The 12,367-nt window shown below is 61.7% G+C and carries 11 protein-coding genes; 4 read left to right on the top strand and 7 right to left on the bottom strand.

Going from position 1 to position 12,367, the window contains the following annotated elements:
* Positions 1 to 315 precede the first annotated feature (315 nt).
* Entirely contained in the window at positions 316 to 1,128 is an 813-nt protein-coding gene (locus J7302_RS03330) for a hypothetical protein (protein ID WP_215370186.1), read from the top strand.
* A gap of 50 nt (positions 1,129 to 1,178) precedes the next feature.
* Here the strand turns inward: J7302_RS03330 and J7302_RS03325 are convergent, their stop codons facing one another.
* Positions 1,179 to 1,613 (bottom strand): hypothetical protein, encoded by a 435-nt coding sequence (locus J7302_RS03325; RefSeq protein WP_215370183.1) that lies wholly within the window; start codon positions 1,611 to 1,613, stop codon positions 1,179 to 1,181.
* An 86-nt stretch (positions 1,614 to 1,699) separates the two neighbouring features.
* Here J7302_RS03325 and J7302_RS03320 point away from each other — a divergent pair, with 86 nt between their 5' ends.
* Positions 1,700 to 2,140 (top strand): universal stress protein, encoded by a 441-nt coding sequence (locus J7302_RS03320; protein WP_215370180.1) that lies wholly within the window; start codon positions 1,700 to 1,702, stop codon positions 2,138 to 2,140.
* A 28-nt stretch (positions 2,141 to 2,168) separates the two neighbouring features.
* Here J7302_RS03320 and J7302_RS03315 read toward each other — a convergent pair whose 3' ends face one another.
* Positions 2,169 to 2,855: a DUF6901 family protein gene (locus J7302_RS03315; RefSeq protein ID WP_215370174.1), complete on the bottom strand. Its 687-nt coding sequence runs from the start codon at positions 2,853 to 2,855 to the stop codon at positions 2,169 to 2,171.
* 20 nt (positions 2,856 to 2,875) lie between these two features.
* A complete protein-coding gene (locus J7302_RS03310; RefSeq protein ID WP_215370169.1) occupies positions 2,876 to 4,786 on the bottom strand; it encodes an ATP-binding cassette domain-containing protein in 1,911 nt (636 codons plus the stop codon).
* Positions 4,787 to 4,964: 178 nt separating this feature from the next.
* Here J7302_RS03310 and J7302_RS03305 point away from each other — a divergent pair, with 178 nt between their 5' ends.
* Complete coding sequence (locus J7302_RS03305; protein WP_215370165.1) at positions 4,965 to 6,890, top strand: transglycosylase SLT domain-containing protein; 1,926 nt, start codon at positions 4,965 to 4,967, stop codon at positions 6,888 to 6,890.
* A 49-nt stretch (positions 6,891 to 6,939) separates the two neighbouring features.
* On the opposite strand, the gene J7302_RS03300 is transcribed toward J7302_RS03305, so the two are convergent.
* The 3 genes from J7302_RS03300 to yegS form a co-directional block, all read right to left on the bottom strand.
* On the bottom strand, positions 6,940 to 7,743 hold the full coding sequence (locus tag J7302_RS03300) for an MOSC domain-containing protein (protein WP_215370162.1): 804 nt from the start codon (positions 7,741 to 7,743) through the stop codon (positions 6,940 to 6,942).
* A 138-nt stretch (positions 7,744 to 7,881) separates the two neighbouring features.
* A complete protein-coding gene (locus J7302_RS03295) occupies positions 7,882 to 8,805 on the bottom strand; it encodes a chemotaxis protein CheV (RefSeq protein ID WP_215370158.1) in 924 nt (307 codons plus the stop codon).
* A 128-nt stretch (positions 8,806 to 8,933) separates the two neighbouring features.
* Positions 8,934 to 9,833, bottom strand: coding sequence for a lipid kinase YegS (gene yegS, locus J7302_RS03290; protein WP_215370151.1), 900 nt, complete (start codon positions 9,831 to 9,833; stop codon positions 8,934 to 8,936).
* A gap of 209 nt (positions 9,834 to 10,042) precedes the next feature.
* On the opposite strand from yegS, the gene J7302_RS03285 reads away from it, so the two are divergent.
* Positions 10,043 to 10,741 (top strand): pirin family protein, encoded by a 699-nt coding sequence (locus J7302_RS03285; protein ID WP_215370146.1) that lies wholly within the window; start codon positions 10,043 to 10,045, stop codon positions 10,739 to 10,741.
* A gap of 55 nt (positions 10,742 to 10,796) precedes the next feature.
* On the opposite strand, the gene J7302_RS03280 is transcribed toward J7302_RS03285, so the two are convergent.
* The gene (locus tag J7302_RS03280; RefSeq protein ID WP_215370143.1) at positions 10,797 to 12,356 is read right to left on the bottom strand and encodes an FGGY-family carbohydrate kinase; all 1,560 of its coding nucleotides are present in this window, start codon (positions 12,354 to 12,356) and stop codon (positions 10,797 to 10,799) included.
* Positions 12,357 to 12,367: the final 11 nt, after the last annotated feature.

The raw sequence follows: 12,367 nt of genomic DNA, 5'->3' as shown, positions 1-12,367 counted from the left end.
ATACGCCCGTTTGATTTGGGTGAGCGGAGATTCAGGGAAAAGTCGGCGCTTGTCAATTCCATAACGTGACCAGTCGGCCACAGCCAGAACTCCATGAGGCTGCATTTAGACGAGCGTGACTGGTACGGCCTCATCCACATTCATGAGCGCGATGAGGCGCCATCAAGATCCATGACTCCGGCCGGAGTCCCGATCAATCGGGCGGTTGGCAAATGGCCTCGGCCAACGGTACATTCGCCCCAGCCTGGTCGGTGCAATGCCTCCAAGCCACCAGAACAACAACAATCGAGGCCTGACGGCCCACGGAGAAGCACCATGACGAGCCGTTTGCTTGCCATTCTGCTATGCGCCCTTTTCATCCTTCCCGCCTGGACTTCATCCGCACACGCTGCAGATCCAGCCACCAGTCTCCTCAAGTTGCACCAGATGCGCCTGGCTGCGCAGCGCAGTCTGGGTGACTTCTATATGTACAACGGGATGGAGGGTGATCAGCGCTATGCGCGGATGATCGACGTATCGGTACAGCTCGCCGACGCTCGACTGAAGGAACTGACCGGGATGCCCGGAGAAGCCTCCAGTGCCCTGCGCCAGCAGCTGGAGCAGGAGTGGAAGGCCTACGCCAAGGACTTGGCAAATTTGATGGCCGCACTCAAGCAGCAAGGCTTCACTGACCTGCAGCCCGTAGCCGACCTCACCGTCCGCAATCAGCGCCTGCTAGCGCTGAGCAGTGAGCTCTACAGCACGATCCAGCAGGAAGGTGCGACTGTTGTTCCCCCCTTGACCCAGCGCAGCCGCGAACAAAGCCTGCTGATGCAGACCATAGCGGTCGACTATGCGTCACGTAGTGCATCGGTGGGCGGTAGCTTTATCGGCGCCAATGGCAGCAAAGCCATCGACCAACTGGCTGGCGAATTCACCAGCCAGTTGGCAGACCTGCAGGGCGCGCCGCAGAACACCCCGCAGATCAGGGAAGCCCTGGGCGAGATCGGCACCAAATGGCGGTATATCGAGAAGTCGTTGAAGAACTACAACGAAAAAAGCGTGCCCTTCCTGGTGAACAAGTATTCAGACCGGATCACTGAAGGCTTGGAGGACGTTTCTGCGCGCTACGCGGAGGTTCAGCTCTGAGCCATACAGTACCAGCGCGATGAGCCCCTCCCGCTTGCCGCGCCTGCATCTCAGGCCAGCGCCTTGAGCGCTTCGGCGATCTGCTGCAGGTTTTCGACGGTACCCCGCTCCCCCCACCACAGGGCGATCATCTGCGCGCTGGCCTCGACTTTGTAGACATCCGCTGGCAACCCCGCCAGATGCGCCAGCAGCCGCGCATCGACGCAGGGCTCGCGCCACTGATTGACCCAGGCTCCTGGCCCATCCTGCCAATAGCACCAACTGTCACGCCCGCGCAGCCGTGCACGGTGGTATTGGGCACAGGACCCTGGCGGCTCCTCTTTCAACCAATGCGGCCACTCCTGGCGCGACAACTGCATCGCAAGCCCCATGCGACGAGCCTCCAGGCGCAGCTCCATGCGCCCACGCAAGCGCTTGGATGGCAGCAGCCAAACCAGCGGGCTAAGCACCGCCAGCAGGAGCAACAGGACAATCCAGAAGGTCATAACAGTTATCCCTACGTAAAAGCCTGTGTTAAACGTTCCAGGCAGCCATACTTGTGATCATGCAGCACCTTAAGGAGGAGTCATCCATGCCCTACCAGCACATATTGGTCGCCGTCGACTTGACCGATGAATGCCACCCCGTGGTACGCCGTGCCCAAGCGCTGGCCCAAGCCAGCAACGCCAAGCTGTCGCTGGTGCATATCGTCGAACCGATGGCCATGGCCTTCGGCGGCGACGTCCCCATGGACCTGTCGATGCTCCAGCAGCAGCAGTTCGACCAGGCGAGAGAAAGGCTGAACACCTTCGCTGGCAGCTACCCCGAACTGCTTGCCGACCAGCGCCACTTGGCTTATGGCCAGCCGCGCCAGGAGATCCATCGACTCGCCGAAGAACAGGGCTGCGACCTGATCGTCGTCGGTAGCCACGGCCGGCACGGCCTGGCGTTGCTACTGGGTTCCACTGCGAACGACGTGCTTCACGGCGCGCCTTGCGACGTGCTCGCGGTACGACTGAAGAAGCCCGCCTGATTCCGTCCGAAACGCATCGGCGCAGGCTTTACTCGAAGCCTTCGCCGGCGCTCATCACCAACGGCCGGATCTTCTGCAACTGGGTCTCCAGCGAGTAGGTCATGCTCGACGCCATCGAGAAGAACGTCAGGAATGCCTTGAGGTTGGAGTCCCCTTCACAGGTATCGTGGATCCGCTGCCAGAACGCCTGATTGACCAACTGGAGTTGCTGGAACAGACGCACCAGCCCCTTCAGCTCCCAATCCGCATGGCGCCCTTCACGGAAGTTGAAGTATTGCCGCGCGAGGTAAAGCGAAACAGCGCGCAGGATGAACTCCTGGTTACTGGCAAAAGGCAGGTGCTGATGCGCCATTGGCCTCAGCCTGCCCAATACCGGACAGGCGCTGGTCGCCATGATCACACCCAGCAGGGCTCGCAAGCCCTCCTCCAGCCCCACCACTTTGACGTATTCGCGCTCCGGCGTAAGTACGCGGACCTGCGCTTTCTTGAACGCAGGCAACCCCTGGAAGTCCTCGATTACACGATGCAGGTCGACTGCCGCCGGGCAGTGGCTGTGCACAGTCTGGCTCAATGGACAATTGCTGCACTGGTGGTGTTCCAGCCGCGTCCATTTGGGCGCCCTTTCTGCCTGCGCAAGGTCGTAACCACGCTCGAGCTCAATGCGATAGTTGAACTCGTGCAGTTCATCCAGGCTGATTTGGTATTCGATGGTCATAGGCGCTGCGCCCCAATCCCTTAGCTGTCTTCCAGTTCAGCCCAACGCTCGATCAGCTGATCCAGTTCCTTTTGCAGGGTATCCAAGCGCTCCAGCACCTGGTGCGTCTGTTCGGCCGGACGCTGGTAGAAGGCCGGATCGGAGATCTGCTCCTGCAACCCCACCTGCTCTTCCTCCAGGGCCTCGATCTGCCCCGGGATGGCCTCAAGCTCCCGCTGCAACTTGTAGCTCAGCTTTTTCTTGGCCATCTCGACTGGTGCCGCTGTTACCGGAGCAGTCTCAGCTGCTTTCGGTGCTGCTGCCCTGGTCTCGCGAGACTCCCCTACGCCGAGCAGACGCGGCGAGCCACCCTGGCGCAGCCAGTCCTGGTAACCACCGACGTACTCACGGACGCGCCCCTGACCTTCGAACACCAGCGTGCTGGTGACGACGTTGTCGAGGAAAGCCCGGTCGTGGCTGACCATCAGCACGGTGCCCGGGAAGCTCAACAACACTTCCTCCAGCAGCTCCAGGGTTTCCACGTCGAGGTCGTTGGTCGGTTCGTCCAGTACCAGCAGGTTTGCCGGTTTGCTGAACAGCTTGGCCAGGAGCAGTCGCGCCCGCTCGCCACCAGAGAGCGCCTTGACCGGTGTGCGCGCCCGCTGAGGGCTGAACAGGAAGTCGCCGAGATAGCTCAGTACGTGACGATTCTGGCCATCGATGGTGATGAACTCACGGCCCTCAGCGAGGTTGTCGATCACGGTCTTCTCGAGCTCGAGCTGGTGGCGCAGCTGGTCGAAATACGCGACTTCCAGGCGGGTACCGACTTCGACCTTGCCGCTGGTGGGCTGCAGATCACCCAGCAGCAGCTTGAGCAGCGTTGTCTTGCCGGTACCATTGGCACCCAGCAGGCCAATCCGGTCCGAGCGCTGCAAGACCATGGAGAAGTCACGGATCAGTGGCTCGCCGCCAGGATGGGCGAAGGTGACGTTCTCAACAACCATCACCTGTTTGCCCGATTTGTCCGCTGCTTCCAGCTGGATGCTGGCCTTACCTTGACGCTCGCGTCGCTCCGAACGCTCGGCGCGCATCGCCTTGAGCGCCCGCACGCGCCCTTCGTTACGGGTACGGCGTGCCTTGATGCCCTGGCGAATCCAGACTTCTTCCTGGGCCAGACGCTTGTCGAACAGGGCGTTGGCCGTTTCCTCTGCCGCCAGCTGCTGCTCCTTGTGCACCAGGAAGCTGGCGTAGTCGCCGTTCCAGTCGATCAGGTGGCCGCGATCCAGCTCGAGGATGCGGGTCGCCAGGTTCTGCAGGAAGGAGCGGTCGTGCGTGATGAACAACACGGCGCCGCTGAAGCCCAGCAAGGCCTCCTCCAGCCAGGCAATGGCACCGATGTCCAGATGGTTGGTCGGCTCGTCCAGCAACAGCAGGTCAGGCTCGGCAACCAGGGCCTGGGCCAGCAACACACGACGACGCCAGCCACCGGACAGTTCGGCCAGGGTCTTGTCTGCCGGCAGCTGCAGGCGGCTCAAGGTGCTGTCCACCAATTGCTGGAGTCTCCAGCCGTCACGCGCTTCCAGCTCCTGCTGGACATGGGTGAGCTTGGCCAGGTCGGCATCGGTGTGGATGTTCTGGCTCAGGTGGTGATACTCGGCCAGCAGGGCGCCAACCCCGGCCAGCCCTTCGGCGACCACATCGAAAACCGTGCGTTCGTCGGCACGCGGCAATTCCTGGGGCAACTCGCCAATCTTCAGCCCTGGCGCGCGCCAGATCTCGCCGTCATCGGCAAACTGGTCGCCCTTGACCAGGCGCAGCAGGCTGGATTTCCCCGTACCATTGCGCCCGATGATGCAGACCCGCTCGCCACGGGCAATCTGCCAGGACACATGGTCCAGCAGCGGCATGGCGCCGTAGGCGAGGGATACATCGGTGAACTTGAGCAACGTCATGAGGGCCTCCTGAATCAGGGGGCGCATTCTACCTGACTTGCGGCGGCTGCTCGCCTGCATTTTTCGTCACCACTGTGCGCTGGCACGATGCTTTCACCACTTCTGGCTAACAGCTAAGCTAGTCACATCAGGTGCTTGGAAACAGGCATTCACAACGATTCAACTACCCGGAAGTGTCATGCGCGGTCGTCTGCTCAGCCTGTTTTCCTGCTTGCTTCTCTCCACTATCAGCCTGGAGGCTGCGTCAGCATCTCTCGCGCAACAGCGCCTGATGTATGACGAAGCCAAGCGTGCGCTCGCCAAAGGAGACTCAGGCCCCTACCAGCGTTACGCCAATGCCCTGCGCGACTATCCATTGGAGCCCTACCTCGCCTATGACGAGCTGACCGCCCGTCTGAAATGGGCAAGCAATGATGAGATCGAGAAGTTCCTGGCCGAACACGGCGACCTGCCCCAGTCCGGATGGATGAAGCTGCGCTGGCTGCGCTGGCAGGCTGAACGCGGCGATTGGCAGACGTTCGTCAATTACTACGACCCCAAGCTCAATTTCACCGAATTGGACTGCCTGTACGGCCAATACCAGCTCAAGCACGGCATGAAAGCCGAAGGCAGCGCCACTGCGCAGAAGCTCTGGCTGGTGGGCAAGTCGCAGCCTGAGGCCTGTGACGTGCTGTTCGGCATGTGGAGCGCGACCGGCCAGCTGACCGAGGAAATGCGCTGGAAACGGGCGAAGCTGGCCGCCGAGGCTCGCAACTATGGCCTGGCCAGTCACCTGGTGAAGACCATGCCCCGCTTGGGCACGCAGGGCAAACTGCTGGTGGAAGTCGCACAGAAACCGCTGATGCTCACCCAACCTGGGCGATTCGTCCCTGCTGACCGGCATATGGCGGACGTTGTCGGTCTCGGTCTGCGTCGTCTGGCCCGCCAGGATCCGGAAAAGGCCCTGGACCTGCTGGAAACCTATTCCGCCCGCCTACCCTTCTCCAAGGAGGAAAAGGTGGCCATCGCCCGCGAAGTCGGACTGACACTCGCCAAACGCTTCGACTCCCGCGCCCTAAAGGTGATGGCCCAGTACGACCCCGAACTGCGCGACAACACCGTCAGTGAGTGGCGTGCCCGCTTGATGCTGCGCCTGGGCCAATGGCAGGACGCCTACCAGCTGACCCAGCGCATGCCCGAGGAATTGTCCAAGACCAACCGCTGGCGCTACTGGCAGGCTCGCAGCCTGCAACTGGCCCAGCCCCAGAGCCAGCAGCCAGTCCCGCTATACCAGCCGGTGGCCCGCGAGCGCGATTTCTACGGTTTCCTCGCCGCTGACCGCATCCAGGCGCCATACCAGCTCAATAACAAGCCGCTGGCGCTCGACCCCAAGGTCGTGCAGAAGGTTCGCAACACTGCAGGCATACGCCGCGCCCTTGAGTTCCATGCTCGCGGTCAGATCGTCGACGGCCGCCGCGAGTGGTACCACGTCAGTCGCCTGTTCAACCGCGACGAACTGGTGGCGCAAGCAAAACTGGCCTACGACATGCAGTGGTACTTCCCGGCTATTCGCACCATCAGCCAGGCGCAGTACTGGGACGACCTGGATATCCGCTTCCCGATGGCACACCGCTCCGCTCTCACCCAGCAAGCCAAGGTCCGCGGCCTCCACTCCAGCTGGGTCTTCGCGATCACCCGTCAGGAAAGCGCCTTCATGGCCGATGCGCGCTCAGGAGTCGGCGCCATGGGCCTGATGCAACTGATGCCTGCCACGGCCAAGGAAACCGCGCGCAAGTTCGGTATTCCCCTGGGCTCGCCGAAACAGGCGTTCAACCCCGACGTGAACATTCAGCTGGGTGCCGCCTACCTGAGCCAAGTGCATGGCCAGTTCAACGGCAACCGCGTGCTGGCATCCGCCGCCTACAACGCCGGCCCTGGTCGCGTACGCCAGTGGCTGCGCGGGGCCAACCACCTGTCGTTCGACGTCTGGGTGGAAACCATTCCATTCGACGAAACCCGGCAGTACGTGCAGAACGTACTGTCCTACTCGGTGATCTATGGGCACAAGCTCAACGCGCCGCAGCCTCTGGTGGACTGGCACGAGCGGTACTTTGACGATCAGTGAGACATGAAGAAGGGCGCCGGATGGCGCCCTTCTTCTTAGGGGCTGGAATCTATTCCAGCACCTCAACTTGCATCCCCACGTCGAGAACCCCGGAACCCCTGTTGATCAGGTTCTGCCCGAAGTACACCTCCCCCTCACGCTCGCGATAAGTCTTGAGCGTAGTCAGCGGTTCCCGGTCTGCACTTCGCTCCCCGGTCTTCGGATCGATGGTGGTGAGGATGCATCGGCTGCAGCCCTTGGCCACGCTGAATTCGATGCCACCGATGCAAATACGCTTCCACCCGTCTTCGGCATAAGGCGCGCTTCCCTCCACCACCAGGTTCGGTCGGAAGCGCAGCATCTCCAGCGGGCGTCCTACTCGTTCACTGAGATCATCCAGTGAAGCCTGGCCGATCAGCAGCAGCGGAAAGCCATCGGCGAACCCCACTTTCTCCTCTGGCAGGAGGCTTCCCGGAATGTCTCGTGCCCGGTGATCCGGCACATGCACCAGACGACAAGCCTTGCCGAGGAAGCCGCTGAGCCATTCCGCCGCCTCATCGCCAGCGTCCGGCACATGCATGGATGAGCCCCAGACGAAAGCGCCACGCAGATTCGCATCGGCATCCGGCAAAGCAACTTCCAGGGTCGCGAGGCCTTCTGCGCTTAGCCTCAGACCGCCTGCGGCATTCCAGCGGGCCATCAGCTGCGACATGACCGGGTAGGCCCGCTGGGTGAGGAAACGGCCATTCTCGGCATCCACCAGCATCCAGCGTCGGTCGCCTGCCAGGCCCAGCGCATCGATACGAGCGCTTTGCAGCGCTTCACCGATGGCAGATTTCATGGGGTAACGATAGATCTCGGAGAGTCGCAACATCGGCCAGCGTCCTGTTCGGCTAAACAGCGAAACAGCTGTTATACGGAAGCTGCGTGCACAGTCCAACCCTTTCAAACGCTGTCGATACGAGTTTGTTGACGGATCCGGCCCACGATCCATTCGCGAGCAAACTCGCTCCTACTCGCGGCGCAAGCGATCCAGCACCACGTCCACCAGGCGGTCCGGTTGGAACTTCGAGAGGAAGTTGTCACATCCGACCTTCTTCACCATGGCGTCGTTGAAGCTGCCGGACAGGGACGTGTGCATGACCACGTAGAGGTCGCGCAGGCGCGGGTCGTTGCGAATCTCCGTGGTCAGGCGATAGCCGTCCATTTCCGGCATTTCCGCATCGGTGAACACCATCAGCAGCTTGTCGGTCATGTCCTCGCCGCTGTCGGCCCATTTCTTGAGCAGGTTAAGGGCCTTCAAGCCATCGCTGGCCATGTGCATGCGCATGCCCAGTTGGGAAAGCGTCTCCCGCAACTGCGTCAGGGCGACACTGGAGTCGTCCACCAGCAGCACCTCACGGCCTACGGCCTGTTGCAGGAGCGGCTCGCCGAGGCGCTCGTTGGAAACGCGAGTGCTCATGGGCACGATTTCGGCCAGCACCTTCTCGACGTCGATGACTTCAACGATCTGCTCGTCGACCTTGGTGATGGCGGTCAGATAATGCTGCCGCCCTGCTCCGCCCGGCGGCGGCATGATGGATTCCCAGTTGAGGTTGAGGATTCGATCCACCCCTCCGACCAGGAATGCCTGCACCGAACGATTGTACTCGGTGACGATGATCGTGCTGCGCTCATCCGGCACCAGCGGGCGCATGCCGATGGCCTGGGAAAGATCGATCACCGGCAACGTCTGGCCGCGCAGGTTGACCACACCACAAACCACCGGGTGACGCTGCGGAATCAGCGTCATCTTCGGCAGCTGCAGCACCTCCTGCACCTTGAACACGTTGATGGCGAAAAGCTGGCGGCCGCTGAGGCGGAACATGAGAATTTCCAGTCGGTTCTCGCCCACCAGTTGAGTGCGTTGATCGACGGTGTCGAGAATGCCGGCCATTGAAACCTCCTCTGCTGCGATGGGTACGGGTAGCTATGGCAAGTCATCGGCAGCAGCCGGAAAAACTGAAGCCCTACAGCACCGCGCTGTCATGCCAAAGCCAATACCCTGACACCAGCCCAGGGCATTCATCGGGCCCCGAGCAAAGGCGAGTCTGGCGGCAGGTGAATACGCACGGCACCGGAGCGTGCGCTGAATCGCAAACCACGACTCTCCAACGGCTCGCCATCGAGATTGATGTCCAGACCTTCAGGCGCCTCCACTTCGACCCAGGGCAAACGCGCACTGATGGACACGGACTCGAGTCCCAGCACACCACCGGAGAGCAGCGTCGCTAGAGTGCCCACAACATCCTGAGGAGCGGGGACGATGCAAAGATCAAGCAATCCGTCATCGATTTCAGCCTGAGGGCAAAGCACATGACCGCCCCCGGCCTGGCGGCCATTGCCAATACCCAGGGCAAGAAACTCACCTTTCCACTTGAAATTCGGCCCGCGGAATCGACCGTAAGCAGAATGGACTTCGGAAAAGTGACTCAATCCGGTGAGCAGGTAAGCTGCACCACCCAGCACCTTTTTCAGCTCTTCCGGGGTATTGGCGGTGATCTTCGAGCCGAAACCGCCAGTGGCCATATTGAGGAACAGGTGGCCATCGGCTTCCCCCAGATCAACGGGACGCGCCTGCACATCCAGCATTGCCAGCGCTTCGTTCGGAAGCAGCGGCACGCCTGCCGCACGCGCAAAGTCATTGGCAGTGCCGAGGGGCATTAACACCAGGCTGGCATCGGCTCGGGCAAGCGCCATGGCCTCCGCTACTTCCCTGACCAGGCCATCACCACCACCCGCGATCAGGGTCGAGTAGCCGGCAGCCAGCGCCTCGTTCACCAACCGCTGGGCATCGCCGGCCTCCCAGGTCACTCGCACAGCCAGCCCCCAGCCTGCCTTGCGTCGTCGCTGCACGGCGGCCCGCACCTCTTCATTGATCGCCTGCTTGCCATGCAGGATCAGCAACGCCTTGCGCTCACTCATCAACCGCTCCGGAAGGGTTCAATCGCCGGAGTATAGGCCGGCAAAAGCAAGCCCCCTTCTCTTCAGCGAATGCCTAATCACTCAAGATATATTCATTTATTAGATTGGAAATCCCGACTATTTGCGCTTTTTATCGATAGTAAGTTGATAGAACATGCCGGCCATCCATCGCGGGGAAGCAGCCCCACGATCAGAGAGGAGATCCGACCATGATCGAAGTACGCCCCTTTGCCGAACTGGGCGGCGCCCACCACGGCTGGCTGAATGCCCGCCACCATTTCTCATTCGCCGGCTACTACGACAGCCAGCGCATGAACTGGGGCCAGCTACGGGTCTGGAACGATGACGAGATCGCACCGCATTCAGGCTTCCCGCCGCACCCGCACCAGGATATGGAAATCATCACTTACGTCCGAGATGGCGCGATTACCCACCAGGACAACCTGGGCAACAAGGGCCGCACCGAGGCGGGCGATGTGCAGGTGATGAGCGCCGGTACCGGCATTGCCCACAGCGAGTACAACCTGGAAGATGAGACCACCCGGATCTTCCAGATCTGGATCATGCCAACGCGGTACGGCACCGCGCCGTCCTGGGGTACACGCCCGTTTCCCAAGGGGGAGCGCTCCGGCAGCTTCGTAACCCTGGCGAGCGGCATCGATGAAGGTGGCGACGCCCTGCCTATCCGCGCCAATGCCCGCCTGGTGGCGGCAACGATCAAGGCTGGGCAGACTGCCGAGTACCGCTTGGAAAAAGGCCGCAAGGCCTACCTGGTCGCCGCCACGGGCCGCTATGAGGTCAACGGCGTTCCCGCCGAAGCGCGCGACGGTGTTGCGGTGAGCGACGTCGAGGTCCTCAGTTTCACCGCCAGCGAAGACAGTGAAATCGTCCTGGTGGATGTGGCCTGATACAACTGCTGCCCCTCTCCCACAGGGTGACGGGCAGCAGCGCCGCCCAAACACGTCAGGCCGGATATCCTGTGATCTCGCGAATCTTCCGATACAGCGGCCGCAGCTGCTGGTACATCTCCTGATAGACCTCACGATACAGTCGCTCATAGATACCCTGCGCCTGCGGGTTTGGGTGGAATACCTGACCGACCCGCGTCATGGCGCTGATTGCGCTGGGGAAGTCGGGATACAACCCCAGCCCCACCGCGCAGTCGATGGCGGCACCCAGCCCTGAGGTCTCGTAGACATGCGGCCTTTCCGCCGGCAGCCCAAAGATATCGGCGGTGATCTGCATCGCCGCATCGCTCTGCGAACCGCCACCGGATACCCGCAGCCGGCTGATCCGCGTTCCCGAGCGCTTTTCAATGCGCTCCTTGCCCTGGCGCAGGGCGTAGGCCAGCCCCTCGAGAATGGCGCGGTAGAGATGAGCACGCGTATGCACATCACCAAAACCAATGATCGAGCCCTTGGCGTCCAGGCCCGGCTCGCGGATGCCCGGCGACCAGTACGGCTGCAACATCAACCCCATGGAGCCCGCTGGTACGCTGTTCACCAGCTCGTCGAACAAGTCTTCTGGCTCGACCCCCAGCTCCCCGGCTCGCTGCATCTCATGCAAGCCGAACTCTTGCTTGAACCAGCTGACCATCCAGAAACCCCGGTAGATCATCACCTCGGTATTGAACTGATCCGGGATCGCCGCCGGATACGGCGGTATCAGCGCAATCGTCTCGAGGTACTTGTTCCGCGTGGTGTTGATCGTCGCGGTGGTGCCGTAGGAAAGGCACGCAATACTCGGCTCCACCCCACCCGCCCCGAGCACTTCGCAGGCCTTGTCAGCACCAGCGGCGATCAGCGGCAGGCCTTCGGGGATGCCTGTGTGTCGGCTGGCCGTCGCGCTGATGCTGCCCAAGCGCTCACCCGGTTTGCAGAGCTCCGGTAACTGCTCGCGGCGTACTGGCATGGACTGCCACTTCCAGTCACGCGGGGCGGCCCACTGCAAGCGCTTGTAGTCGAACGGCAGATAGGCAACCTGGCAGGCCACCGAATCCACGAAGCGACCGCACAGGCGATGGGTGAGAAAACCCGATAGGAGCAGGACCTTGTGGGTGCGCGACCACACCTCAGGCTGGTTCTGCGCCACCCAGTTGGCTTCGGCCTGGGCACGAAAATAGTCCACCGTGGCTTCTTCACCTATCAGCTTGAACAGCCACCCCCAAGGCCCCTTGATGCGATCCCGCACCTCGGCCTGACGCTGATCGAGCCAGAGGATTGCCGGGCGCAAAGGCGCACCCTGCTGATCAACATTGATCACCGTGCCGCGCTGCGTGGTGAGCGAGACACCACGGATCAATCGCTTGTCGATGTCTACCGAAGCCCAGAGGCGCTGGCACGCCTCCCCCAGACTGGCCCAGTAATATTCTGGGTCCTGCTCGGCCCAGCCCGGCTGGCTGGAAAAATAGGCCTCCAGTGGCACCTTGCCCTTGCCCACCAGGTTGCCATCCAGGTCGAACAATAGGGCGCGTACGCTCTGGGTGCCGTTGTCGATGGCCAGCAGGTAACTCTTTTCGCTCACGGTACGGTCCT

The sequence above is a fragment of the Metapseudomonas boanensis genome (assembly GCF_018704125.1).
Classification (GTDB): domain Bacteria; phylum Pseudomonadota; class Gammaproteobacteria; order Pseudomonadales; family Pseudomonadaceae; genus Metapseudomonas; species Metapseudomonas boanensis.
This window is presented reverse-complemented; position numbering and strand designations above follow the sequence as displayed.

What these genes read in the sequence shown, in the direction of transcription:
- J7302_RS03330 (WP_215370186.1), top strand. Translation starts at nt 316, where the DNA reads ATGACGAGCCGTTTGCTTGCCATTCTGCTATGCGCCCTTTTCATCCTT.
- J7302_RS03325 (WP_215370183.1), bottom strand. Translation starts at nt 1,613, where the DNA reads ATGACCTTCTGGATTGTCCTGTTGCTCCTGCTGGCGGTGCTTAGCCCG.
- J7302_RS03320 (WP_215370180.1), top strand. Translation starts at nt 1,700, where the DNA reads ATGCCCTACCAGCACATATTGGTCGCCGTCGACTTGACCGATGAATGC.
- J7302_RS03315 (WP_215370174.1), bottom strand. Translation starts at nt 2,855, where the DNA reads ATGACCATCGAATACCAAATCAGCCTGGATGAACTGCACGAGTTCAAC.
- J7302_RS03310 (WP_215370169.1), bottom strand. Translation starts at nt 4,786, where the DNA reads ATGACGTTGCTCAAGTTCACCGATGTATCCCTCGCCTACGGCGCCATG.
- J7302_RS03305 (WP_215370165.1), top strand. Translation starts at nt 4,965, where the DNA reads ATGCGCGGTCGTCTGCTCAGCCTGTTTTCCTGCTTGCTTCTCTCCACT.
- J7302_RS03300 (WP_215370162.1), bottom strand. Translation starts at nt 7,743, where the DNA reads ATGTTGCGACTCTCCGAGATCTATCGTTACCCCATGAAATCTGCCATC.
- J7302_RS03295 (WP_215370158.1), bottom strand. Translation starts at nt 8,805, where the DNA reads ATGGCCGGCATTCTCGACACCGTCGATCAACGCACTCAACTGGTGGGC.
- yegS (WP_215370151.1), bottom strand. Translation starts at nt 9,833, where the DNA reads ATGAGTGAGCGCAAGGCGTTGCTGATCCTGCATGGCAAGCAGGCGATC.
- J7302_RS03285 (WP_215370146.1), top strand. Translation starts at nt 10,043, where the DNA reads ATGATCGAAGTACGCCCCTTTGCCGAACTGGGCGGCGCCCACCACGGC.